Raw genomic sequence first — 21754 nt, forward strand, 5'->3', positions numbered from 1 at the left:
CCATCACGCTAGCGACCGGGCGTCACCGTACGCCGCTCGGAGGGTCTTTCGGATTCCTTACGGCCTGTCGCCGCCGGACCACGCACACCAGCAGCGTCGTGGCGGCGACGGCGAGCAGGACGGCGACCAGGTTGCGACCGTACGGCAGCGGCAGCACCGAGGTGTTGTCGGCCACGCGTCCGAACCCCAGGGCGAGGGGGAGTCCCACCACGGTGACCGCGGCGACGGTGATCACGGCCGCCCGGATCGTCGGACGGTACCGGGACGGGACGCGGGTCAGCGCGACACCGACGGCCAGCACCGCCGCCATCCAGACGACGTCGTGCACCACCAGCACCGCGGCCAGGAAGAGCAGCACCCCGCCCGGCGTCAGGTCGGCGTCGGTGAGAGCGCCGACGACGGCGTACGCCATGAGCAGGCAACCGCCGACGACCAGCACGGTCCGGGTCTTCATCCGGTCCCCGCCACGGTGATCCGGCTGAGCCACTTGGTCTGCAGCACGCCGGGCCGGTTGGGCGCGATCAGCCGCGCCGGATAGCCGTGGTCGAGGTGCAGGGGCTCGCCGCCCAACCGCAGCGCGACCAGGGTCAGCGGATCTCCGACGTGTTCCGGTGGCACCGTGCAGGCCCGGTAGGCGCCGTCGACCTGCAACGACTCGACCCAGGCCGACGAGCGTCGGGGATCGGCACCCACGAGCGCGACCAGATCGCCCAACCGGACGCCGGTCCACGTCCCGGTGGCGCTCCAGCCCTCCACGCAGGCGATCGGCAGCTCCGCGGTGTACTGCGGAAGCCGGTTGAGGGCGGCGAGGTCCAGGCTGACGCTGCGGCCCTCTCCGGTGACCCGTAGCCGGTACGCCGGGTCGAGGGCCGCGGCGCGCACTCCGGCACCGGCCGCGGTCCGGTTCACCGGTAGGCCCTGCGGTCCGACGTCGGGGTGGCGTGGGGCGAGCACCGCGAGGCCTGTCAACGGTCGGATCGTCTGCCCGACCGTGGTCAGGGTGACCAGCCCGGACGCGGCGGCGACACCGCCGAGCAGCGTGCGCCGGTTCAGCCCGTCCTGCCGTGGCTCGCCGACGGGGCGGGCGAGCGCGGCGCGGACCGCCGGCAGGTGCACGCCGATGTGCACCAGCAGCCCACCGACGGCCAGCCAGGCCACCCAGTAGTGCCCGGCGGTGAAGAAGAACGGCATCGGCGCGTACCAGCGGGAGATGTTGAGCACGCCGCTGACCAGCAGGAACAGTGCCGCCGCGACGAGCAGACCGAGGCTCGCGCGTTCGGCCGCGTGGGCGATCGAGCGGACCGGCGGCCAGCTGAACAGGCGGGGGTACACCGACCACAGCTTGGCGCCGAGCAGCGGGATCGAGGCGAGCCCGGTCGCCACGTGCAGACCCTGGGTGAACCGGTAGAGCCCGACCGGTCGGGCCGGCCACCAGAACCAGCCCGGCGGGTGCTGGATCAGGTGGCTGAGCAGACCGGTGGCGAAGCAGATGGCGAACGCCACGCCGAGGGCGACGCCGAGCTGACCGGTCAGCCGGGTCGACCGCAGTCGGGACCGGAACACCCCGGGGCGCAGCGGTCCGCGCCGCAGCGTCACCGGTGGTGCCGGCAACGGTGCCAGGCACCACCGGGCGAGGCGCCGCAGCACCGTCGCGCGGCCGGTCATCGGGGTGTCAGGGTGGCGAACCACCGCCCCGCCTCCGTCCAGGTGTCGAGCACGCGCATCGCGGTGGCGTCGGCCAGTTCGGGAAGGTCGTCGAGGGGTACGCAGGCCCAGGGCAGTGTGCGGTCGGCACCGTCCGGGGTCTGCACCGTCGCGGTTCCGGACCAGGCCGGCGTGCCCGCCGGTGCCAGTTCCGCGTGGAGGCGTCCGTCGACGACCAGCAGTTGACGACACCGGCGGAGCAGCCGGGGCGGGTCACCGCCGATGCCGATGTTGCCGTCGGCCAGCAGCAGGTGCCGCCAGCGGCCGGCGCCGGGCACCGGGCCGAAGACGTCGCGTTGCAGGGCGGCCGCGCCCCGGCGGCGGGCCAGCAGGACCGCGCTGGCGCTGACGTCGATGCCGAGGGCGGGGCGGCCGGCGTGGCTGAGGGCGCTGGTGAGCCGGCCCGGGCCGCAGCCGACATCGAGGGTGTGACCGGTGCAGCAGCCGATCAGCGCGTCGTCTCCGGCGATCGCGTCCCGGCACCAGGCGGCCGGGTCGAAGCGGTAGACCTCGCCGCTGGCGTGCCGGGCCGTGAAGGCGGCCGGGATGCCGGCGGCGGCCCGGTCGATCGCGGTGTCGAAGACCGCGACGGCGTTCACCGGGCGACCGGTGCGGGCTGCGGCACCTCGGCGGCGACGGCGCGGGCGAACCGGCTGTCCGGCGGGCACAAGCTGGCCACGGCGTGAGCGTCGGCGGCGGTGTCCACGTCGGACAGCCAGGGCAGCAGGCGTACCCGCAGGCCGCGCCGACGCAGCGCGACCACGGTGCGGTGGCCGGTGGTCGTCGTGGAGGTGGCGATGGTCCGCAGCACGGTGGCGTGACCGGGGTCGCGCAGCCCCAACGTCCACCAGCCGCCGTCGGTGGCCGGGCCGAGCACCGCGTCCGGCCCGTCAACCGAGGCGAGCAGATCCCGGGCCGTGTCGAGGTGCTCGACGACGAGCTGCGGGGTGTCCATGCCGATCAACACCGCGGGTGTGCCGGGTGTGCGGGCGTCGGCGAACGCGTTGGCGAGGCGGTCGCCGAGTGAGTCGCCGCGCTGGGGGAGCGTCGCCCAACCCGGCGGGGCGGGGTGGTCGCCGTCGAGGACGAGCACGCCGGCACCGGCCCCGGCGGTGACGGTGTCCAGGGTGTCGGCCAGGGCGGCGGCGGCGACCCGGGCCGCCTGCTCGGGGGTGCAGGGTGGGCAGAGTCGCGTCTTGACGCGTCCGGGTGTCGGCGCCTTGGCCAGCACCAGAACCTGGGCGGCGCTCACCGGGTCAGCACCGCGCTCATGTCGCGTACGGCACGGGCGGTGCCGAGCAGGGTGCCGGTCACCTTCGAGCGGGTGCCGGCCGCCCGGGGACCGTAGTCGACGTCGATCTCGACCACCCGCCACCCGGCCCGGTCCGCCGCGATCAGCAACTCCAACGGGTAGCCGAACCGCCGGTCGCGCAGCCCCAACGCCAGCAGGTCGTCGCGGCGTACCGCCCGCATCGGGCCGATGTCGTGGACGTCCAGGCCGGTCGTGCGGCGCAACCGGTGGGCGAGGAATGCGTTGGCGGCCCGGGCGTGCAGCGGCCACACCCCCCGTCCGACCGGGCGGCGCCGGCCGGTGGCGAGCTGCGCCTGACCGGTGCGTACGCACCCGGCCAGCCGGGGCAGTTGCGTCGGGTCGAAGGAGCCGTCGGCGTCCATCACGCACACCACCCCGTCGATGGGGTCGGCCGCCTCGACACCGGCGTGCACGGCGGCACCGTAGCCGGGCTCGGCGACGCTGATCACCTCCGCGCCGTGGGCCCGCGCCACCTTGGCCGAGTCGTCGGTCGAGCCGTTGTCCACCACGATCGGCCGGTAGCCGGCCGGTATCCGGGCCAGCAGGCCGGGCAGTGCCGCTGCCTCGTTCCGGCAGGGAAGTACCACATCGGTCATGTCGCGGACGCTAACCAGCATCGAGCCGGGCAGGTATTACCAGCCGATGATGAAGTCTTACGAGACGCTGACGGCTGTCCGTCACGGCCGCCTGCGGCGCCCGGCTGGCTCTAGCGTCGGCGCGTGACCCACGTACTCGTCACCGGCGGAGCCGGCTTCATCGGGACCCATGTCGTCGCCGCGCTGCACCGGGCCGGCCATCAGGTGTCCGTCGTGGACGCCGGTCACCCGGGCGCGCACCGCGCACCGCTGCCGGACGCCGTGGCCGGCGCCCCGCTGCGCCAGGCCGACCTGCGCGACCGGACCGCCGTCGCCGCCGCCCTGACCGGCGTCGACGTGGTCGTGCACCAGGCGGCCATGGTCGGGCTCGGCGTGGACCTCGACGACCTGCCCGAGTACGTCGGCTGCAACGACCTCGGCACCGCAGTGCTCCTCGCCGAAATGGCCCGCGCGGGCATCCACCGGCTCGTGCTGGCCAGCTCGATGGTGGTCTACGGCGAGGGTGCCTACACCTGCCTCCGGCACGGTGCCGTGCGCCCCGCCGCACGCGCCGCCACCGACCTGGCCGCCCGCCGCTTCGAGCCCGCCTGCTCCGCCTGCGGTGCCGACCTGGAGCCGGGACTGATCGACGAGGAGGCGCCACTGGACCCGCGCAGCGTGTACGCCTCCACCAAGGTGGCGCAGGAGCACCTCACGGCGGCCTGGTGCCGGCAGACCGGCGGCACCGTGGTGGCGCTGCGGTACCACAACGTCTACGGGCCCGGCATGCCGCGCGACACGCCGTACAGCGGCGTCGCGGCGATCTTCCGTTCCGCGCTGGCGGCGGGACGGGCCCCGCGCGTGTTCGAGGACGGCCGACAGCGACGCGACTTCGTCCACGTCGACGACGTGGCGGCGGCCAACCTCGCCGCGGTGACCGCCACCGGCCGCCGCACCGGCTGGCGGGCCTACAACGTTGCCTCCGGCCAGCCGGCCAGCATCGGCGAGATGGCCGCCGAACTCGCCCGGGCCGCCGGCGGGCCCACGCCGGTGGTCACCGGCGAGTTCCGGCTCGGCGACGTACGCCACGTGGTCGCCTCACCGGCCCGTGCGCAGGACGAACTCGGGTTCCGCGCGGCGGTCCGCCTCGCCGACGGAGTCCGACAGTTCGCCCACGCACCACTGCGCGGATGAGCACGGTGCCCCTCGCCCGACTGCGGCGTACCACCGGCCGGGCCGACCTGATCGCCGTCGGCGTCGCCGTCGCACTGTTCGCCGCCGCCGCCGGTGTCGGTGGCCTGCTGCACCTGCTGGGACGCCCGGTGCACGCCAGCGCGGCACCGCTGTTCGCGCACTGGCGACCGCACGTCGGCCCCGGCACCGCGCTGGCGGTGGCGGTGGCCGTCCTGGTCTGCTGGCGTGGACCCGCCCTGGCGGCCCGGCTGCCATGGCGGCGGCTGCTCGTCCTGTCCTACGCCACCGCGCTGGCCTGGACGCTGTCCCTGGCCCTGGTCGACGGCTGGCAACGCGGCATCGCCGGCCGGCTGACCACCCGCCACGAGTACCTGCACGAGGTCCCCGGCGTCACCGACATCCCCGTCATGCTGGGCACCTTCACCACCCGGATCCTCGACTTCCAACCGGACTCCTGGACCACCCACGTGTCCGGACACCCGCCCGGAGCGCTGCTGGTGTTCGTCTGGCTGGACCGGGTCGGGTTGGGCGGCGGCGGCTGGGCGGGGACGCTGTGCATCCTGACGGCGGCGCTCACCGCCGTCGCGGTGCCGTACACCGTGCGGCTGCTCGGCACCGACGACGCGGCGCGCGCGGTGCTGCCGTTCGCGGCGTTGTTCCCGGGAGCGGTCTGGTCCGGCGTGTCCGCCGACGGCCTGTTCGCCGGGGCGACCGCCACCGGCGTCGCGCTGTTGGCGTACGGCGTCACCCGGGGCAGCGCGCTCGGCGCGCTCGGCGGCGGCGCGCTGCTGGGCTTCGGCTGCTACCTCTCCTACGGGCTGGTGCTGATGGTCCCGATCGCGGTGGCCGTGGTGATCCTGGGCCACCGGCACCGGTTCACCGCCGGGTGGGCGCTCGGGGGTGCGGCGCTCGTGGTGGGCGCGTTCACGGTCGCCGGCTTCGACTGGCTGACCGGCTACCACCTGGTCGTCGAGCGCTACTACCAGGGCATCGCCAGCCGGCGCGCGTACGGCTACTGGGTCTGGGCGAACCTGGCGATCGTCACCGTCGCCGCCGGCCCGGCGGCCGCCGTCATCCTGCGCCGCGCGGCGGTCGCCGGTTGGCGGGCGGTCTCGTCGTTGCGGCCGCGCGACGGCCTGCCGCGACCGCAGCACGGCACCCTCGGGCACGCCTGCTGGCTGCTGCCTCTCGCCGCGGCGGCGGCGATCGTCGCCGCGGACCTGTCCGGCTACAGCAAGGCCGAGGTCGAACGCATCTGGCTGCCCTTCACCGGGTGGCTCATGGCCGGTGCCGCGCTGATTCCCGCGAGCGGCCGCCGTACCTGGCTCACCGTGCAGGCAGCGGTGGCCCTCGCCGTCAACCATCTGCTGCTGACCACGTGGTAGGCCGTGACTCGGCCGGAGGAAATCGGAGGTGAGTGTGTCCCCATCCGCAGAAGTCGCCGTCATCGGTGGCTCGGGTCTCTACGCGCTGCTCGACGGTGCCACCGAACACGTTGTCCAGACGCCGTACGGCGCGCCCTCCGACGCGGTGACGATCGCTGAGGTCGGCGGCCGTTCGGTGGCGTTCCTTCCCCGGCACGGCCGCGATCATCGGCATCCCGCGCACCGGATTCCCTACCGGGCCAACCTGTGGGCGTTGCGGTCGCTCGGGGTACGCCAGGTGCTCGCGCCGTGCGCCGTCGGTGGCCTGCGGCCGGACCTCGGGCCCGGCACGTTCGTGGTACCCGACCAACTCGTCGACCGGACCAGCGGCCGGGTGCAGACGTACTACGAGCAGGGTGCGGTGCACGTCTCCTTCGCCGACCCGTACTGCCCGGTCGGTCGGCGTACCCTGCTGGCGGCTGCCACCGGCCGGTCGGTGCCCGCCCACGACGGCGGGACCATGGTGGTGGTGGAGGGGCCGCGCTTCTCCACCCGCGCCGAATCCCGGTGGTACGCGGCGGTCGGCGGTGCGGTCATCAACATGACCGGCCACCCGGAGGCGGTCCTCGCCCGGGAACTGGCCCTCTGCTACAGCTCCATCGCCCTGGTGACCGACCTGGACGCCGGTGTGGACAGCGGTCACGGAGTGACCCAGCAGGAGGTGTTCCGGGTCTTCGGTGAGAACACCGAGCGGCTGCGCGGGCTGCTGCTCGACGCGGTCGCCGCGCTCCCGGTCGACCGGGGCTGCCCGTGTCCGCACAGCCTGGACGGCATCGCCCTCCCGTTCGAGCTGCCCTGACTGCGGCTCAGCGGTGGAAACCGCGCCCGCCCGGCTGAGCCGGCCTTCTCCTGCCGTAGGGTGGGCGACCGGGTGACGCCGGGCCGGGGAGATCAGACCAATTCGGAGATCTCGGGACGGGTGTGCGGGTCGGTGAAGCGAAGTCGGTAGACCGCGGGCATCGGCATCTGTCGCACCGTGGCCCATTCGACCGGCACGCCGAAGCCGGCCAACGCCCGGCAGATGAAGGTACCGTGGCTGCCGACGAGCACCACCCGGCCGGGGTGGTGCCGGGCGAGCGCCCGCAGGGCGGCGACGGCACGGATGCCGAGCTGCTCGAGGCTTTCACCGCCCGGGCGTGCGTAGGACAGATCCGTCCAGCTTCTGACGTAATGCGACTCCCAGACCTCGGTGAAGGCGAGGCCGTCGTCCCACTCGCGCAGCTCGGTCCGGGTGCGGACGGGCAGACCGAGCGCGTCGGCGGTCGGCTGGACGGTCTGGATCGCCCGCCGGTACGGGCTGGACCAGATCGCCGCCGGCCGCGGCTCGCTGAGTGTCGTCACAAGTTCCTCCGCCTGCCGCAGCCCGCGGGTGGTCAGCGGGCGGGTGAAGTCGTCCGGACCGTCGGCGGTCGGCGGGACGGACCGGGCGTGTCGGACCAGCAGGATCTCGGTGGGCGTCCGGATGCCGCTCACCCCCGACCCCAGCGGTCGTGGGGATTCCTGCCGGGTCGGAAGCCGTACGCCTGCGCCAGCTGAGCGGCCTCGCCGAAGCCGTGCCCGACGAAGGCCGGCAGGTGGGCGTCGCTGCCGAAGGTGATCGCGTCGCCGCCCTCCTCGTGCCACCAGCCGAGCACGGTCGAGTGCAACGGCAACCGGGTGTTGACCTCCAGCGCCCGACCGGACAGCGCGGTCACCCGCAACGCCTCGCGGAACTCGTCCTCGAAGACGCTGGGATCGAAGGGGCCGACATCCTCGGTCGGCCAGGAGCGGACCGGATAGTCGATGTGCGCCAGGACGTCGAACGTGTCGCTGGTGGTGACCATGGTGGCGACGTCGGCGAGGTACGCGCGGACCACCTCGTGGGGATCGCGGTGCGGGTAGATCGCCCAGGGTTCGGCGAAGCCGTCCTGATCGGCAAGGGTGTGCAGGGAACCGAGGAGACGGTCGAATCGGCCGGCGGACAGCACCCGCGCGATCTGATCGGCGTGGCGATGGGGTTCACCCAGCTCGAGACCGCTGAGGATGCGCAGCTGGGGGAACCGCTCCCGGCAGCGTTGCACCGCTGCCAGGTATCCGGCGGCGTCGAACGCGGGCGGCGTCAGTATCCCGCTCGGGTCGGCCAGCGAGGTGAGGTGGTCCGAGACGTACGGGCCCTCGGTGGCGACCCGCCATGCGGTGTGGTCCAGATGTTCGGTGAAGGCGATCGCCGGCAGACCGATTTCGACGGCCCGCGCGCACGACCCTTCCATGTCACCGACCCGGGTGTCCCACGACCACTCGCTGTGCACATGGCTGTCCGGGGGCAGCGGCATCAGACGACCTCCGTTGTCGGTGGTGTCGGCGGGTGTCGGGACGCGGTCGGCACCTGCCCGGTCGGCCGATCGGACGGTCGAACCGGACGGTCGGCCATTTCCATGTGCGACGGGCGTCCTGCGCCGCATAGGAAGAAGCCATGGCCAACGAGGTGACCGTACCCCTGCTGCCGTGTCCATCCATCGACGACGTTGTCGCCTTCTATCGGGTGCTGGGCTTCGACCCGACGTACCAGCAGCGCAGACCCAACCCGTACGTGGCGTTGCGGCGCGAAGACCTGCACCTGCACTTCTTCGAGATCGCCGGTTTCGACCCGGAACAGTCGTACGGCTCCTGTCTCGTCCTCACCGCCGACATCGAGGGACTGCACCGGGCGTTCGCCACCGGCATGCGGGCCGCGTACGGCAAGGTGCTGGTGTCCGGGACACCGCGGATGACCCGGCCCAGAGCGCGGAAGAACTACGACGGGCTGAGTGGATTCAGTGTCATCGACCCGGGTGGCAACTGGATCCGCGTCGTGCACAACGTCGAGACCGTTCCCGCGCCGCAGCGCACGTCGACGGGGCGGCTGGCCAGGGCGGTGGCGAACGCCGTCGTGCAGGCCGACTCCCGGGGCGAGCTCCGACAGGCCGTGCGGATCCTGGACAGCGCGCTGGCCCGCCCGTCGTCCGACGACGACCCGGTCGAGCTGGTGGAGGCCCTGGTCTACCGCGCCGAACTGGCCGTGGCGCTGGACGACCCGGAGACCGCGACGGACCTGCTCAACCGCGCGGAACAGATCGTGCTCACCGACGACGAGACCGTACGGGCGGCGCCGGCGTTCGAGAACGCCGCCGACCTCGCGGCGGCGCTACGCTGACCGGCCGCCGTACGGGTTGTGTCAACGGCCCAGCGGAACCGTTGAATCGTGGGCAGGCAGGGCGGCTCACTCGTGCAGGAGCTGCTCGCGGAGGATGTCGGCGTGCCCGCAGTGCTGGGCGAGTTCGCGCAGCACGTGCAGATACACCCACCGCAGTGGCAGCGGGCCGCGCCGGTTGCCGGGCAAAATGTCGTCCAGCCCCAGGGACGACGTCGCCTGGCGTGACGCCGCGCAGGCCTCGCGGTGCGCCTGCTGGACGGTGGCGATCGTGTCGCCGTCGTCGAGGACGAACGATTCGTCCGGCGTCGCCGGGATGCCGATCTCCGCACGTGACCGGCGGGTGACGGCCTCGTCGAACCAGACCTTCTCCACGAAGGTCGCGTGCTTCACCAGACCCAGCAGCGTGGTCCGGGAGACCACCAACGACCGGCGTGCCTGTTCCTCGGTCAGCCCGTCCAGGCAGCTGGTGAGCGCCCTGCGGTGCTCGTCGATGAACGCCTCGAACTGGGCCTTCGCCGGCTGTGCGACGACCTGGTCGGCGAAGGTGGTTGGATAGGACGGCATGCAAGAAGCATCCCATCCCCGGGTCGACTAAGCATCGCCGGTGCCCGAGGCCGACCCGGTCCGGCTGGGCAGCGTAATTCGGTCGCGTGCGGCTTCACCTGCGAGGACGATACGGCGATGCCCGGTGCGCCTGAGGGATTCACCTACCGCCTCCGCAAGAACGGTGACGTGGAACTGCTCCATCACGGCCGCCCCGCCGTGGTGCTTCGGGGCGCCGCCGCGGCCCGGTTCCTGCTCGACGTGCACGAGGAAGATCCGCAGGAGTTGATGGCGCGGCTCACCGGCAACTACCGACGCGGCAACGAGCGGGCGGCCAAGAATCACCCCCGCAACCGACGCCGGTAGAGCGCGTCGGCGCGCGGCTGACATCTTCGGCACCTGCTCCTGGCCGAGGAGCCGGAGTCCGGGAATCTGTAGCCGGGTCGTCAGACGTCGGCTTCGAGGGCGAAGGTGTTGCCGTCCGGATCCTGGAACCACGCGATGCGCCCACCGCCGGCCCGCGCGGTGATTCCCCTGGCGTCATGGTCCAACTGGTCGTACCGGATGATCTCGACGCCGGACGAGACGAGCTCGTCGACGATCTGGTCGATGTCGTCGACGTACCAGGTCGCCAGGGTCGCCGGGCTTTTCCCGGCAGTGACCGACTGGTAGACATTCAGCGCCAGCCTGCCACCGCAACCATAGATGCGGCTGCCGTCGGGGATCTGGGCGCTGGGGCCGGAATGTAATGCCTGAAGGCCGAGCTTGCCTTCGTAGAACCCGATTGCCCGTTGGATGTCAGACACCGCGATCGACGCTCTGAGGTCGTACCTGCTCAACGGCATGAACCACTGTCGCACAGAACCGGGTGGCGCGTTTCGCGGCAGCATCCTGTGCTCATTCGGGATGGCCGACCAGCGGACTCATCAGCAGGGTCTTGCGTCTCGGGTCGGCGAACAGCCATCCCGTTGCCTGCTCGCCGGGAAGCAGCGCCGTCCAAGAGATCTCCGCACGCGCTCGCGCGCCTCGGCCGATGCGCAGCACGAACCGCCACGGCTCCTGGCCGCTGGGCCCGCACCAGGCCCGGCCACGGATGCACGGTTCGGCGGTCAGCAACTCGTACTGCTCGGCTACCAGACCATCGCACCAGTACCACCGTAGGTGTCGGTCCTCGAAGCCCTGGAACTCCGCGCAGATGCGGAACTCCAGCCGTGCCCAGAAGTCCTGCTCATCCATGGCGGCCTCCACCGACGACCGGCTGCCACCGCACCGTACGCCACGTTCGCGTCAGAGGAGACCCTGGTGGGCGGTGTCATCAGCAGTCCATGATCGATGGGCTACTGTCGCTCGCGTACCGCGCGCTCAGATCCCGATGGTCAGACGAGGACGGTTCAGTGACTGATGTTCCGGATCTCGGCCCCCTGCCGCAGCGCATCGCCGTCGACGCGGAACAGGTGCGTCGGCTCGTCGCCGACCAGTTCCCGCACCTGGCCGACCTCCCGATCGAGCCGGTGGCCAACGGTGGCTGGGACAACTGGACCTTTCACCTCGGCTCCGACATGCTCGTCCGCCTGCCCAGCGCCGCCGAGTACGCACTGGCGGTCGACAAGGAGCATCGGTGGCTACCCATCCTCGCCGATCGGTTGCCGCTGCCCATCCCGATCCCGGTGGCGAGAGGCAAGCCAGACGCGGGCTATCCCCACCCTTGGTCGATCTACCGGTGGCTCGACGGCGAGCCGGCCAGCCTGGACCGCATCGCCGACCCGGTGCGATTCGCGATCGACCTGGCCGAGTTCCTGGCTGCCCTGCAGGCCGTCGACACCGCCGACGGCCCGCAGCCGGGTTTTCACAACTGGTTCCGAGGCGCCACCCTGCGCACCTACGACAAGGAGGTCGAGCGCGCGCTCGCGGAGTTGGGCGACCGCGTCGACGCCGAACTGGTGCGCGAGACCTGGGCGAGGGCACTCGACGCCCGCTGGGACGGTGTCGACCGCTGGTTCCATGGCGATGTCGCCCAGGGAAATCTGCTGCTTGCTGACGGCCAGTTGGCGGCCGTCATCGACTTCGGGACATGCGGCGTCGGCGATCCGGCCTGCGATCTCGCGATCGCCTGGACGTTGCTGACCGCCGAAGGCCGGCAGGCATTCCGCACCCGGCTGTCGGTGGATGACGCGACGTGGGCGCGTGGCCAGGGCTGGGCCCTCTGGAAAACCCTCGCCACCTGCTCGTACACGTTCGACGCAGCAGAGTTCGCGTGCGCGCACCGCATCCTTGCCGAGATCCTCTCCGAGTACGCGGCCAGCACTGTCACCAGGCCTCGCCCGTAACAGTGATACCCGCCCTGGCACTGCCTCGGCCCTGGCCGGAGCACTAGGTTGGATGAGATGCGCACCATCGCGAGCGATCGCCTGCTGCTGCGTCCCTGGCGCGAGGAGGACGCCGACTTTCTCCTGGATCTCGAGTCGCGCTGGGAGGTGGTGCGGTTCCTGGGCGCGCAGCCGACACTCATGAACAGCCGCGAGGACGCCCTCGCCTCGATTACCCGTCGACGCGCCATCGACCATCCGATCCACGGCATCTGGGCCATCACCACGGCGACGGGCGGTCGGCTGGTGGGAAACCTCCTGCTCAAGCCGATTCCCCTGTCGGCCGGCGGATTTGCCGGCGGGCCGAGCGATGTCGAGATCGGCTGGCACCTGCATCCGGACGTCTGGGGGCACGGCTATGCCACCGAAGCGGCGGCGGCGGTCCTGGACGACGCGTTCGACCGGGGTTTGGTGAGGGTCATCGCGGTCACGAACCCGGACAACCGTGCCTCCCAGGCTGTCTGCCGGCGGCTCGGCATGACGCACCTCGGCCGGACGACGAGGTACTACGACACGACCAACGAGCTCTTCGAGAAGCTGGCCGGTTGATCGGCACATCGACCCGTCGCCGGGCTGCACGAGAAGATCGCGGCGGAGTAGCCGGGCCTCCGGCACCCGGCCGGTACCTCGCGCAAAGCTGGCGTCACGGCTGTGGTCAGCGCGGTGACCAGGGCGCGGAATCAGGTGGATGACGGCCGGGCGGATCGGCGATGATCTCGGGCGTGGACGTTCGGGACAGGCAGGTTCGGGCTCGGTACACCGCCGACACCGTCACCGTCTACCAGGCGTACCCGCCGGAGATCGCGGTGCCGGCGCTGGCGGCCGGGCGGTTCGTGGCGCCGTTCAAGCGGGGCCGGATGACATGGATCAAGCCGTCGTTCCTGTGGATGATGTATCGGTGCGGGTGGGCCTCCAAGCCCGGCCAGGAGCGGGTGCTGGCGGTCGAGATCCGGCGCAGCGGCTTCGAGTGGGCCCTGGCGGCAGCCGGCCTGAGTCACTTCGACCGAAGCGTGTACCCGGACCGTGCCGCGTGGACGCGGCGGGTGCAGACCAGTCCGGTGCGTGTGCAGTGGGATCCCGAGCGGTCGCTGCGGCTCGGACCGCTGCCGTACCGGTCGTTGCAGGTGGGGCTGTCCGGCGAGGCGGTCGACCGCTACCTCGACGAGTGGATCGTCGCCATCACCGAGGTGACCGGCCTGGCACACGCGATACGTGATCGACTTGTCGCCGGCGATGACCCCGGTGCCGCAGCCCTGCTACCCACCGAGCGGGCCTATCCGCTGCCGGCCGAGATCGGGGCCGTGATCGGCGCCGATCCGTCCGGTGCCGCCGACGGCGGCTCGCCATGAGCCACGCCGAGACGCTGCGCGCCCGGTTCCGCGCCCCGGCGGTCGGCCCGCCGCCACCACCCTGGCACCACCCTGCGGCCGCGCCCGACGGCCTGGCGGTCGGTGCTGATCGCCTCCAGTTGCGGCATCACCATTCTCACCCGAGCCTGACCCGGACCTTGGTTAAGTCCTCTTTGGACCTTCCCGAGTGCCGTCCCTGGGCGTCGATCGTCGCTCGCTACGGTGCCGGTTCCAGCACGACGACCGGGATCTGGCGGCTGGTCTTCCGCTCGTAGTCGGCGAAGAACGGGTACGCCGCCTTCTGCGCGCTCCAGATCCGCTCCCGCTCGTCTTCGGCGGCGACCCGGGCGACCAACTCGACCGTGTCCGTGCCGATCTCCGCTCGCGTGCGCGGATGCGCGAGCAGGTTGTGATACCAGTCGGGGTTGGTGGGCGCGCCGGCCTTGGAGGCGAACACGGCATAGCCACCGTCCACCTTCTGGTACATCATCGGGTGTACGCGGGGCTGGCCGCTCTTGGCGCCGACCGTGTGCAACAGCAGCAGCGGCTGGCCAGCGAAGTGGCCGCCCACCTGCCCGCCGTTGGCGCGAAACTCGGCGATGACCTTGTCGTTCCAGTCGCTCATGTCTTCCCCTCGACCAGTTCCGTACCGGCTCGTTGAGTCCGATTCTGACAGTCCCGCCGCACCATGACACTGACAATCGCCCCTCGACCGTGGCGCCATCCACGCCGCAGCCGGCCGCAGCCGCACTCTTTCCCGCAGCAGCGCGCTGGTTCGATCCGACGGGCTGGGCATCCGCTTCGCGCCGGTACGGTGTGCCGGTGGAGACCTTGGCCCAGGTGCCCTCCGAAGCCACGCTCGATCGGTTGCTCTGCCACCCCAGACTGCCGTTGATCGCCAGCTGGGACGCCGACCGCCCGGCGATCCGGATCTGGGAGTACGCGGTCGGGCAGTTGCGTGAGGTTGGCGGCTTCGGCGCGGACTCGGCCGGCTACGACGCCGTCGGCCATGACCGGTCCGAGCGGACACCGTCTGCCGCCTGGCATCCCGATGAGCCGCGGCTGGTGGTAGTGGATGGCGCCAGCACGGTCTGCTGGACTCCCTCGGGCACCACTGCGATCGACGGCGTTGCGCCGACCGCACACCAACGGGATGTGGCGTTCAGTCCGGACGGTCAGAGGCTCTGGCTGTCGCCCGGCGGCGGCGAGGACGGCTGGGGCTCCTCCATCGCTCTCGACATCGCCTCCGGCGCAACCACGGTCGGCCCGCAATGGGACACCGGAGTCGCGGCGCACCCGGGCGGCGGCCTGGTGGCCACCCTGCAGAGCGATCAGGGCGCCACCCTGGTGCTCTTCTGCCGGGACACCGAGGCTGTGCTGCGGCCCATGCGGCGGGCGCTGATCCTCGACTGCGACGGCTACGAGACGCCGATCTTCAGCCCGGACGGGCGGCATTTCGCGGTACGGGGCAACGCCTACGACAACTCACTTGAACTGTTCGAGTTCCCGTCGCTGCGCCGGGTGCTTGGCCTGGTGCTCGGCGAGCCCAGTCCGGGGTACCCGTACCCGCAGGAGTGGCTGGACGGAATGCACGCCTGGTCGCGCCAGAACGTCGCGTTCGGGCCGGGTGTTCTCTGGATCGGTACGCCGGAGGGTGCCGTCGTCGAGTTCGAGATCGACGGACAACAGGTGACCGAGCACGAGGTGCTACCCGGGTCGAGGGTGACCGCCCTGGCGGCCTTCACCACCGGCGAGCTGATCGTCGCCGGCGGCGGCACGCTTCTGGTGCTGTCGGGGAGACGGACCAGCCCAGCCGGGGCGTCAGCCGCCGCGGTCACCGAGTTCCTCGCCGGGACCGTTGAGGCCCCGGTCATCGAGGTGGACCAGCTTGACCTGACCGACGGAATCCGGACCTGGCAGTCGGATGATCTGGAGATGGTCACCGACGCGTCAGACAGCGACCCGTCGTGGCTGCGGATCCGGGCTGCCATGAACGGGCGCAGCTGACCGCGACGCGGAGGCGTCAGGCGACGAGCAGGCGGAGACCGAGCTCTGCCGTGTCGAGGGCGAGCAGGTCTCGGTTGCGCTCAGCCCACCGACCCGAGGACAGGTCGTCACGGAGTCCGCTGACCGCCCGCTGCTCGGCCTGCGGCCCGACCCTGGTCCACACCGACACCGCGCGGCGGACGTGTTCGTCCAGGTACGCCTCGGGCCGACGCCAGTACGCCTCGAAGAACCCGTCGACGCAGTCCCACGGCACCAGCACCGGCTCGGCGCGTCCGCCGATCGCGCCGGTCAGGTCGGCCAGGGACGGCCAACCGACGAGCAGGTCAGCGAATTCGGGCAGATAGTCGCGGGTGAGCCAGAACCGCTGCCGCCAGCGGGTGTCGTCGGCGTCGTAGGTGAAGACCACCACGCGGCGGGCCACCCGTCGCATCTCGCGCAGCCCGGCGACCGGGTCGGGCCAGTGGTGGACGGTGCTGACCGCCATCGCGGCGTCGAAGGACTGGTCCTCGAACGGCAGGCGCTCCGCGGCCGCGGCCACGCACGGTGCCGCGCCCGGGGGACGCTGCGCCCGCATGACCGCCGACGGTTCCACTGCTGTGACCTCGCGGTCGGGTGGTTCGTACGAGCCGGTGCCGGCTCCGACGTTCAGCACCGTCCGGGCGTCACCCAGGGCAGCCCAGATGCGCGCGGCGATCCGTGGCTCGGTGCGCCGGGTCGCCGGGTAGGCGGATCCGATGGCGTCGTACAACTGCGTCCCGAACACTCTCAACTGCTCCTCTGGCGTCGTCCTGATTCCCCTGGCTCGTGCGTCCAGTTCCCGGTCGATCGCGCTCACCATGGCGGCAGCGCGATCGCGCTGGTCCAGCAGCAGGCCCCGCAGTCGGCACAGGTGCGCGACCGCGTCGGTGGCCGGATCGTCGACCAGCTCCGCGATCTCCCGCAGCCCGAAGCCGAGCCGCCGGTAGGCGAGCACCTCCCGGAGCCGCTCCACATCGTCGGCGGAGTAGGCGCGGTGCCCGGCCGAGGTGCGGGTGGACGGTTCGAGCAGGCCGATCTCGTCGTAGTGGTGCAGGGTGCGGACGCTGACGCCGGCCAGTTCCGCCACCCGCCCCACGGTCAGGTGCTCCGTCATGGCACTGACTATCGGACATCACGTCGCGTGAGCAACCAGGCTTCACCGCCGCACGATTCTCCGCGCTGCCCACCCGGAAGCCGTCATGCCTACCCTGGTCGCATGGAAGCTCGGAGGGTCAGCGTCTGGCGGAGCCGTTACGTGGTGACGGACCGAGGCCGGGAGATCGCCGTCTGGGACAGCTCGGTGTGGCGCAGCGGTGGCGAGTTCGAGCTGGACGGGCGGCGTTTCCAGGTCCGCTCCAACGCCTGGGGCACCAGGTACACCATGGTCGACGAGGCGGGGACGCTGGTCGCCGCGGCCGACCGGGTGGGTCGTAAGCGGTGGACTGTCGAGGCGGCCGGGCAGACCTACCACTTCCGGCGTGGGTCCATCTGGGGCGGCGAGCAGGAACTGGTCCTCGGCGACACCCGGGTGGGCTCGGTCCGCAAAACCAGCTTCTGGCGCGGTGACGTCGCGATCGAGTTGCCGGGGCTCGCGACGCCGTTGCAGCTCTTCGTGTTCGGCGTGGTCGTCAGCGTGTGGGACGCGCAGGCCGCAGCCGGGGCCGCCTGAGGCTCCGCGACATGACGGTACGGGCTCAGCGTGGGCGAACCAGGTGAACGGAGTCGACTGCTTGCCGCGTCAGGAGCACATGGCGGTCTGTGCGCGGATACGGCCGTATTCGGCCAGAGCGTGGAAGGCGGCCTTCGGCGTCCACGAACCGTCCGGCAGCACTCGCACGATCCCGCGTGCGGCCAGGTCGTAGTCGTGCGCCGGGTCTTCCGTGGTCGGTAGGTGCCGGTTCGCGAACGTGTACACGAACGCCGCCTGCACACCACCACGCTCGTAGTCGCGCAGCAGGTCCAGCAGGTAGCGGGCCTGGCCCTGCTCGTCACGTTCCAGTTCGGTGGTGAGCTTCGCGGCGCGGCCGTGCTCGTCGTATGTCACCGGCTCCGTCGCGCCCGCCACGTCGGCCGCGCCGTGGAAGGTGCAGCAGCCGAACTCGGTCACGGCGTACGGCTTGCCCTGCCCCACCGCTGCGGCCAGGGTCTGCGGAAACACTGCGGCGTTTGTCGCGTCACGGTAACCGGCGTCGCTGGCGCTGATGTCGAACGGTGTCCAGTCGACACCCTCCAGCGGGATCGAGGCGTAGCCGACGAGGCCGCCGAACCGTTCCCGCACCGCCGGCACCACCTTGGCGAGAAAGTCGTGTACGGCGGCTCGGGCAACCGGGACCGCCTCCCGCATCCGCATCGGATCTGCGAACAGTGCCATCCGCTCGGCCAGGTCACGACCGGGCAGGAAACCGTCGGTGAACAGGGAGATCTCGGAGCCGGTGAGGAACACGACCGAGGCGCCGGCGCGGCGGAGCCGCTCGGCCCGCTCGGCGCCGTCGAGCAGGAACGCCATGAGTTCGTCGCGGTCAAGGCCGTTGGTGAAGGGGGAGTACCACACCTCGAGCCCCGCCTCGGCGGCGAGTCGTGCGGCCAACTCCAGTCGATCCTGGACACCGCCGGTGAGGCGTACCGCGTCGCAGTGCAACTCCTCGCGGATGACACGCAGGTCGCGGCGCACCGTCTCGGGGTCGAACGGCTCGTGGGTGGTGGACCCGGCGCTGACGAAGCCGGTGTCGTAGTTCATGCCGTAGACGCGCACGGGTAGCTCTCCTCGCCTTTAGGGTACGTGGAGTACCTTATACGGTACGTCCAGTACCCTGCAAGGCATGGGCACCAGACGCCGGGGCGAGGAACTGGAAGGGGCGATCCTCCAGGCGGCGGCGGAGGAACTGCGCCGGTCCGGCTACGCGGGGATGACCATGGACCGGGTCGCCGCCCGGGCCGGCACCAACAAGAACGCCATCTACCGCCGATGGCCGCACCGGGCGGCGTTGGGCATCGCCGCGTACCGCCACCTCTCCGACATCGCGATGCCGCACCCCGACACCGGCACGTTGCGGGGCGACGCGCTTGAGATGCTGCGGAAGGCGAACGAGACGTGGTCCTCGCCGCACGGGGCGGTCCTGCGCAGCCTGCTGGCCGCGGCGGCGGACGACCCGGCGCTGCTCGACCTGATGCGCGAGCGATCAGGCGCCGACACCATGGACCGCGCCTGGCTGACCATGCTCGACCGGGCGGTCGCCCGAGGTGAGGCACCGCCGACGGCCGTGCACCCGAGGGTCGCGGCAACGCCGATGATGCTGCTGAGAGCCGAGTACGCGATGCGCGGCACCCCGTCGGTCCCCGACGAGACCCTGGTCGAGATCGTCGACGAGGTCTTCCTGCCGCTCGTCCGCGGTCGCGTCTGACCCCCTCGACGGCGGTGGGCCGACGCGGGCTGAACCGGGCCGGGGCGGGGCTACGCTGACCGGGTGCGGTTGGTCATCATGGCAGACACCCACCTGCCGAAACGCGCCCGGGACCTGCCGCCCGGGCTGTGGGCCGCCGTCGACGCCGCCGACCTTGTCATCCACGCCGGCGACTGGGTCGGCGTCGAGCTGCTCGACGACCTGGAGCGGCGCAGCGCCCGGCTGATCGGCGTCCACGGCAACAACGACGGTCCGGACCTGCGGGCCCGACTGCCGGAGATCGCCCGCGCGGACGTCGCCGGGGTGCGCCTCGCGGTGGTGCACGAGACCGGGCCGGCCAGCGGCCGGGAGCGGCGGTGCGCGGCTCGCTTCCCCGACTGCGACCTGCTCGTCTTCGGCCACTCCCACATCCCCTGGGACAGCGAGGCCCCCGGTGGCCTGCGGTTGCTCAACCCCGGCTCGCCGACCGACCGGCGCCGCCAGCCCTACGCGACGTACCTCACCGCCGAACTGGCCGACGGTCGGCTCGACGCCGTCCGGCTGCACGAGGTCCCGCGCTAGCGCCGCGTCCTTGGACGTCGATGGCGAATCCACCGGTCAACCGTTGCCGACGAGGCGCCAGCGGCCGCCGGGGCGCGGGCCGACCTAGTCTGGGAGCATGCCGAAAGCCATCTGGAACGACCTGGTCATCGCCGAGAGCCCGGACACCGTCGTGGTCGAGGGCAACCACTACTTTCCCCGTGCCGCGCTCCGCGACGACCTGCTGCGGGACTCCGACACCCACACGGTCTGCCCGTGGAAGGGCACCGCGTCGTACTACACGCTGGAGCACGACGGGCAGACCAGCGTGGACGCGGTCTGGTACTACCCGCAGCCGCTGCCCGAGGCCGAGATGATCCGCGACCGGGTCGCGTTCTGGAAGGACGTCAAGGTCGTCGGGGACGACTGACCTCGGGCTCATCGTCGCGTGCCGTCCCGTCCGCCGGTCCGGAGGCTGGCGCGAACGAGGCCGCGTGCCAGGTCAGTGCTTTCCGCGAGGGTGTCGAGGGCGAGTGGTTGGGTGGCGAGAGCGCCCTCGTGCAGCACCAGGAGTCGGGTGGCGAGGGGAGCGGGGTGTGCGCAGCCCGCCGCGGTGGCGAGTTCCCTGAAGAGATCCAGCAGCCAGTGCTTCTGGTCCGCGGCGACGCGGTGGGCGGGATGCGCCGGGTCCGGGAGTTCGGCCAGCGCGTTGACGAAGGCGCACCCTCGGGTGTTCGTCCTGCCCCAGGTCCGCAGCGCGGCGAACGGTGCGGTGACCGCCTCGACCGGATCGGCGCACGCGTCGACGGTGTCGCGGACGAGCGTGCGCCAGCGCTGGTCGCGCTCGGTGAGATAGGCGGTCACGAGGTGGTCCTTCGAGCCGAACTGGTTGTACAGGGTTCGTTTGGTCAGCCCTGAGTGCTCGGCGATGAGATCCACGCCGACGGCGGTGATCCCACGCTCGTAGAAAAGCTCCTCGGCGGCCGCCAGAATGCGCTGGCCAGCCGGGGTGCGGGACCGCTTTTCCGGCATGCGGGGCTCCTTCTCGCCGATCGCTGTACGCTGGGTGGTTCACAGATCAGTGTACTTCTGGAGGGGGCAGCTGATGGCGGTGCCTACAACAATGCGTGTCATGCGGATCGCCCGGCACGGTGGACCGGACGTGCTGACCGAGGCGGAGGTGCCCGTGCCCGCCCTGGCGGCGGGGGAGGTGCTGGTCCGGGTCAGCGCGGTGGCGCTGAACAACACCGACCTGTGGACCAGGGAGGGCGCCTACGGTCGCCCGGGGGACCCGACGGCGTTGTCGGGCTGGCGGGGGCCGATCGAGTTTCCCCGCATCCAGGGCGCCGACGTGGCCGGCCGGGTCGTGTCGGTGGGCCCCGGCGTGGACGCCGGCCTCGTCGGCCGCCGCGTGGTCGTCGATCCGGCGATCTACGACGCCGACGGGCCGGACGCGAACCCGGTCGGCCTGATGGGCAGCGAACGCGACGGTGGCTACGCCGAGTACGTGACCGCACCGGCGAGGCAGGTGCACGACATGACCGGCTCGCCGCTCGCGGACGACCAACTCGCCGCGTTGCCGACCGCGTACGGCACGGCGCTAGGCATGATCGAGAGGGGCCGGCTGCGGGCCGGGGAGACCGTCCTGGTCTCGGGCGCCTCCGGCGGCGTGGGGCTGGCGCTGGTGCAGATCGCGCGGGCACGCGGCGCGCGGGTGCTGGCCATCAGCAGCGGAGAAAAGATCGACTCGGTGCGCGCGGCGGGGGCGCACGACGTGGTGGACCGCGCGAAGGACGTCGTCGAGCAGGTCCGCGCCATCGCCCCGGACGGCATCGATGTGGGGCTCGACGTCGTCGCCGGCGACCTCGTGAGCGAGGGCCTGCCCCTGTTGCGCGACGGTGGCCGGTGGGTCATCGCCGGTGCGCTCGGCGGCTACCGGGTGGACTTTGACGTGCGCCGCCTCTACCTGCACAACGCGCAACTGATCGGCTCCGCGATGCATACCCCCGCACACTTCGAACTCCTGATGGACCTGGCCCGGCGGGGTGAGATCGCACCCGTCATCGCGACGACCTTCCCGCTGCATCAGGCCGCTGACGCCCAGGAGGAACTCGCCCGTCGGCAGCACGTGGGAAAGATCGTCCTGGTCCCGTAGGTCCGTCAGCGGCGA

Annotated in this window: 28 protein-coding genes; 14 read left to right on the forward strand and 14 right to left on the reverse strand. The window is 71.8% G+C overall.

Annotation, left to right across the window (positions count from 1 at the left end):
* Positions 1 to 22 precede the first annotated feature (22 nt).
* From O3597_RS08365 to O3597_RS08385, 5 genes are read right to left on the reverse strand one after another with little or no spacing between them, the layout of a single operon-like run.
* Positions 23 to 454: a hypothetical protein gene (locus O3597_RS08365; protein ID WP_281603744.1), complete on the reverse strand. Its 432-nt coding sequence runs from the start codon at positions 452 to 454 to the stop codon at positions 23 to 25.
* Positions 451 to 1665 (reverse strand): molybdopterin-dependent oxidoreductase, encoded by a 1215-nt coding sequence (locus O3597_RS08370; protein ID WP_281603745.1) that lies wholly within the window; start codon positions 1663 to 1665, stop codon positions 451 to 453. Before O3597_RS08370 ends, O3597_RS08365 begins: the two co-directional genes overlap by 4 nt.
* Entirely contained in the window at positions 1662 to 2303 is a 642-nt protein-coding gene (locus O3597_RS08375; protein WP_281603746.1) for a class I SAM-dependent methyltransferase, read from the reverse strand. Before O3597_RS08375 ends, O3597_RS08370 begins: the two co-directional genes overlap by 4 nt.
* Positions 2300 to 2956: a DUF2064 domain-containing protein gene (locus O3597_RS08380; protein WP_281603747.1), complete on the reverse strand. Its 657-nt coding sequence runs from the start codon at positions 2954 to 2956 to the stop codon at positions 2300 to 2302. The genes O3597_RS08375 and O3597_RS08380 overlap by 4 nt, the downstream gene beginning before the upstream one ends.
* Positions 2953 to 3612 carry a glycosyltransferase family 2 protein gene (locus O3597_RS08385; protein ID WP_281603748.1) on the reverse strand — a complete coding sequence of 220 codons (660 nt, stop codon included), beginning with the start codon at positions 3610 to 3612 and terminating at the stop codon, positions 2953 to 2955. The genes O3597_RS08380 and O3597_RS08385 overlap by 4 nt, the downstream gene beginning before the upstream one ends.
* Positions 3613 to 3735: 123 nt before the next feature.
* On the opposite strand from O3597_RS08385, the gene O3597_RS08390 reads away from it, so the two are divergent.
* From O3597_RS08390 to O3597_RS08400, 3 genes are read left to right on the forward strand one after another with little or no spacing between them, the layout of a single operon-like run.
* Positions 3736 to 4785 carry an NAD-dependent epimerase/dehydratase family protein gene (locus tag O3597_RS08390; RefSeq protein ID WP_281603749.1) on the forward strand — a complete coding sequence of 350 codons (1050 nt, stop codon included), beginning with the start codon at positions 3736 to 3738 and terminating at the stop codon, positions 4783 to 4785.
* Positions 4782 to 6170: a hypothetical protein gene (locus tag O3597_RS08395; RefSeq protein WP_281603750.1), complete on the forward strand. Its 1389-nt coding sequence runs from the start codon at positions 4782 to 4784 to the stop codon at positions 6168 to 6170. The genes O3597_RS08390 and O3597_RS08395 overlap by 4 nt, the downstream gene beginning before the upstream one ends.
* Before the next feature lie 34 nt (positions 6171 to 6204).
* Positions 6205 to 7008, forward strand: coding sequence for an S-methyl-5'-thioadenosine phosphorylase (locus tag O3597_RS08400; RefSeq protein WP_164449136.1), 804 nt, complete (start codon positions 6205 to 6207; stop codon positions 7006 to 7008).
* Between the two features lie 92 nt (positions 7009 to 7100).
* On the opposite strand, the gene O3597_RS08405 is transcribed toward O3597_RS08400, so the two are convergent.
* Both O3597_RS08405 and O3597_RS08410 read right to left on the reverse strand, forming a co-directional pair.
* Positions 7101 to 7682, reverse strand: coding sequence for a histidine phosphatase family protein (locus tag O3597_RS08405; RefSeq protein WP_281603751.1), 582 nt, complete (start codon positions 7680 to 7682; stop codon positions 7101 to 7103).
* Positions 7679 to 8521: a PHP domain-containing protein gene (locus tag O3597_RS08410; protein WP_281603752.1), complete on the reverse strand. Its 843-nt coding sequence runs from the start codon at positions 8519 to 8521 to the stop codon at positions 7679 to 7681. Before O3597_RS08410 ends, O3597_RS08405 begins: the two co-directional genes overlap by 4 nt.
* Before the next feature lie 140 nt (positions 8522 to 8661).
* Between O3597_RS08410 and O3597_RS08415 the strand changes: the two genes are divergently transcribed.
* Complete coding sequence (locus O3597_RS08415) at positions 8662 to 9381, forward strand: VOC family protein (RefSeq protein WP_281603753.1); 720 nt, start codon at positions 8662 to 8664, stop codon at positions 9379 to 9381.
* Between the two features lie 66 nt (positions 9382 to 9447).
* On the opposite strand, the gene O3597_RS08420 is transcribed toward O3597_RS08415, so the two are convergent.
* The gene (locus O3597_RS08420; protein WP_281603754.1) at positions 9448 to 9945 is read right to left on the reverse strand and encodes a DinB family protein; all 498 of its coding nucleotides are present in this window, start codon (positions 9943 to 9945) and stop codon (positions 9448 to 9450) included.
* A gap of 117 nt (positions 9946 to 10062) precedes the next feature.
* Between O3597_RS08420 and O3597_RS08425 the strand changes: the two genes are divergently transcribed.
* On the forward strand, positions 10063 to 10290 hold the full coding sequence (locus tag O3597_RS08425) for a hypothetical protein (protein ID WP_164449029.1): 228 nt from the start codon (positions 10063 to 10065) through the stop codon (positions 10288 to 10290).
* A gap of 80 nt (positions 10291 to 10370) precedes the next feature.
* Here O3597_RS08425 and O3597_RS08430 read toward each other — a convergent pair whose 3' ends face one another.
* The gene (locus tag O3597_RS08430) at positions 10371 to 10769 is read right to left on the reverse strand and encodes a VOC family protein (RefSeq protein WP_164449028.1); all 399 of its coding nucleotides are present in this window, start codon (positions 10767 to 10769) and stop codon (positions 10371 to 10373) included.
* A 52-nt stretch (positions 10770 to 10821) separates the two neighbouring features.
* The gene (locus O3597_RS08435) at positions 10822 to 11160 is read right to left on the reverse strand and encodes a hypothetical protein (RefSeq protein WP_281603755.1); all 339 of its coding nucleotides are present in this window, start codon (positions 11158 to 11160) and stop codon (positions 10822 to 10824) included.
* Positions 11161 to 11318: 158 nt separating this feature from the next.
* Here O3597_RS08435 and O3597_RS08440 point away from each other — a divergent pair, with 158 nt between their 5' ends.
* The 3 genes from O3597_RS08440 to O3597_RS08450 all read left to right on the forward strand — a co-directional run bounded on the left by O3597_RS08440 (position 11319) and on the right by O3597_RS08450 (position 13639).
* Entirely contained in the window at positions 11319 to 12251 is a 933-nt protein-coding gene (locus tag O3597_RS08440; RefSeq protein ID WP_281603756.1) for an aminoglycoside phosphotransferase family protein, read from the forward strand.
* A gap of 57 nt (positions 12252 to 12308) precedes the next feature.
* Positions 12309 to 12839, forward strand: coding sequence for a GNAT family N-acetyltransferase (locus O3597_RS08445; RefSeq protein ID WP_281603757.1), 531 nt, complete (start codon positions 12309 to 12311; stop codon positions 12837 to 12839).
* A 173-nt stretch (positions 12840 to 13012) separates the two neighbouring features.
* The gene (locus O3597_RS08450) at positions 13013 to 13639 is read left to right on the forward strand and encodes a DUF4291 domain-containing protein (protein ID WP_281603758.1); all 627 of its coding nucleotides are present in this window, start codon (positions 13013 to 13015) and stop codon (positions 13637 to 13639) included.
* A 217-nt stretch (positions 13640 to 13856) separates the two neighbouring features.
* On the opposite strand, the gene O3597_RS08455 is transcribed toward O3597_RS08450, so the two are convergent.
* Positions 13857 to 14264, reverse strand: coding sequence for a nitroreductase family deazaflavin-dependent oxidoreductase (locus O3597_RS08455; RefSeq protein WP_281581424.1), 408 nt, complete (start codon positions 14262 to 14264; stop codon positions 13857 to 13859).
* A 197-nt stretch (positions 14265 to 14461) separates the two neighbouring features.
* Between O3597_RS08455 and O3597_RS08460 the strand changes: the two genes are divergently transcribed.
* The gene (locus tag O3597_RS08460; protein ID WP_281603759.1) at positions 14462 to 15646 is read left to right on the forward strand and encodes a hypothetical protein; all 1185 of its coding nucleotides are present in this window, start codon (positions 14462 to 14464) and stop codon (positions 15644 to 15646) included.
* A 16-nt stretch (positions 15647 to 15662) separates the two neighbouring features.
* Here O3597_RS08460 and O3597_RS08465 read toward each other — a convergent pair whose 3' ends face one another.
* Positions 15663 to 16778, reverse strand: a complete 1116-nt coding sequence (locus tag O3597_RS08465; protein ID WP_281603760.1) for a MerR family transcriptional regulator — start codon at positions 16776 to 16778, stop codon at positions 15663 to 15665.
* Positions 16779 to 16880: 102 nt separating this feature from the next.
* On the opposite strand from O3597_RS08465, the gene O3597_RS08470 reads away from it, so the two are divergent.
* The gene (locus tag O3597_RS08470; RefSeq protein ID WP_166458958.1) at positions 16881 to 17333 is read left to right on the forward strand and encodes a hypothetical protein; all 453 of its coding nucleotides are present in this window, start codon (positions 16881 to 16883) and stop codon (positions 17331 to 17333) included.
* A 69-nt stretch (positions 17334 to 17402) separates the two neighbouring features.
* On the opposite strand, the gene O3597_RS08475 is transcribed toward O3597_RS08470, so the two are convergent.
* On the reverse strand, positions 17403 to 18416 hold the full coding sequence (locus O3597_RS08475) for a hypothetical protein (protein WP_164449020.1): 1014 nt from the start codon (positions 18414 to 18416) through the stop codon (positions 17403 to 17405).
* Positions 18417 to 18483: 67 nt separating this feature from the next.
* On the opposite strand from O3597_RS08475, the gene O3597_RS08480 reads away from it, so the two are divergent.
* The 3 genes from O3597_RS08480 (at position 18484) to O3597_RS08490 (ending at position 20014) form a co-directional block, all read left to right on the forward strand.
* Complete coding sequence (locus O3597_RS08480) at positions 18484 to 19065, forward strand: TetR/AcrR family transcriptional regulator (RefSeq protein ID WP_281603761.1); 582 nt, start codon at positions 18484 to 18486, stop codon at positions 19063 to 19065.
* A 63-nt stretch (positions 19066 to 19128) separates the two neighbouring features.
* Positions 19129 to 19626, forward strand: coding sequence for a metallophosphoesterase (locus O3597_RS08485; RefSeq protein ID WP_164449018.1), 498 nt, complete (start codon positions 19129 to 19131; stop codon positions 19624 to 19626).
* Between the two features lie 97 nt (positions 19627 to 19723).
* Positions 19724 to 20014, forward strand: coding sequence for a DUF427 domain-containing protein (locus tag O3597_RS08490; RefSeq protein ID WP_093408718.1), 291 nt, complete (start codon positions 19724 to 19726; stop codon positions 20012 to 20014).
* An 8-nt stretch (positions 20015 to 20022) separates the two neighbouring features.
* Here the strand turns inward: O3597_RS08490 and O3597_RS08495 are convergent, their stop codons facing one another.
* Entirely contained in the window at positions 20023 to 20616 is a 594-nt protein-coding gene (locus tag O3597_RS08495) for a TetR/AcrR family transcriptional regulator (protein ID WP_281603762.1), read from the reverse strand.
* Positions 20617 to 20716: 100 nt separating this feature from the next.
* Here O3597_RS08495 and O3597_RS08500 point away from each other — a divergent pair, with 100 nt between their 5' ends.
* The gene (locus tag O3597_RS08500; RefSeq protein WP_281603763.1) at positions 20717 to 21739 is read left to right on the forward strand and encodes a zinc-binding dehydrogenase; all 1023 of its coding nucleotides are present in this window, start codon (positions 20717 to 20719) and stop codon (positions 21737 to 21739) included.
* Positions 21740 to 21754 lie beyond the last annotated feature (15 nt).

It is taken from the genome of Verrucosispora sp. WMMA2044, from assembly GCF_027497155.1.
Lineage (GTDB): Bacteria > Actinomycetota > Actinomycetes > Mycobacteriales > Micromonosporaceae > Micromonospora > Micromonospora palythoicola.

Coding starts and splice junctions, on each gene's coding strand:
- O3597_RS08365 (WP_281603744.1), bottom strand. CDS start 454: ATGAAGACCCGGACCGTGCTGGTCGTCGGCGGTTGCCTGCTCATGGCG.
- O3597_RS08370 (WP_281603745.1), bottom strand. CDS start 1,665: ATGACCGGCCGCGCGACGGTGCTGCGGCGCCTCGCCCGGTGGTGCCTG.
- O3597_RS08385 (WP_281603748.1), bottom strand. CDS start 3,612: ATGACCGATGTGGTACTTCCCTGCCGGAACGAGGCAGCGGCACTGCCC.
- O3597_RS08395 (WP_281603750.1), top strand. CDS start 4,782: ATGAGCACGGTGCCCCTCGCCCGACTGCGGCGTACCACCGGCCGGGCC.
- O3597_RS08410 (WP_281603752.1), bottom strand. CDS start 8,521: ATGCCGCTGCCCCCGGACAGCCATGTGCACAGCGAGTGGTCGTGGGAC.
- O3597_RS08415 (WP_281603753.1), top strand. CDS start 8,662: ATGGCCAACGAGGTGACCGTACCCCTGCTGCCGTGTCCATCCATCGAC.
- O3597_RS08420 (WP_281603754.1), bottom strand. CDS start 9,945: ATGCCGTCCTATCCAACCACCTTCGCCGACCAGGTCGTCGCACAGCCG.
- O3597_RS08425 (WP_164449029.1), top strand. CDS start 10,063: ATGCCCGGTGCGCCTGAGGGATTCACCTACCGCCTCCGCAAGAACGGT.
- O3597_RS08430 (WP_164449028.1), bottom strand. CDS start 10,769: ATGCCGTTGAGCAGGTACGACCTCAGAGCGTCGATCGCGGTGTCTGAC.
- O3597_RS08435 (WP_281603755.1), bottom strand. CDS start 11,160: ATGGATGAGCAGGACTTCTGGGCACGGCTGGAGTTCCGCATCTGCGCG.
- O3597_RS08445 (WP_281603757.1), top strand. CDS start 12,309: ATGCGCACCATCGCGAGCGATCGCCTGCTGCTGCGTCCCTGGCGCGAG.
- O3597_RS08455 (WP_281581424.1), bottom strand. CDS start 14,264: ATGAGCGACTGGAACGACAAGGTCATCGCCGAGTTTCGCGCCAACGGC.
- O3597_RS08465 (WP_281603760.1), bottom strand. CDS start 16,778: ATGACGGAGCACCTGACCGTGGGGCGGGTGGCGGAACTGGCCGGCGTC.
- O3597_RS08470 (WP_166458958.1), top strand. CDS start 16,881: ATGGAAGCTCGGAGGGTCAGCGTCTGGCGGAGCCGTTACGTGGTGACG.
- O3597_RS08480 (WP_281603761.1), top strand. CDS start 18,484: ATGGGCACCAGACGCCGGGGCGAGGAACTGGAAGGGGCGATCCTCCAG.
- O3597_RS08490 (WP_093408718.1), top strand. CDS start 19,724: ATGCCGAAAGCCATCTGGAACGACCTGGTCATCGCCGAGAGCCCGGAC.
- O3597_RS08495 (WP_281603762.1), bottom strand. CDS start 20,616: ATGCCGGAAAAGCGGTCCCGCACCCCGGCTGGCCAGCGCATTCTGGCG.
- O3597_RS08500 (WP_281603763.1), top strand. CDS start 20,717: ATGCGGATCGCCCGGCACGGTGGACCGGACGTGCTGACCGAGGCGGAG.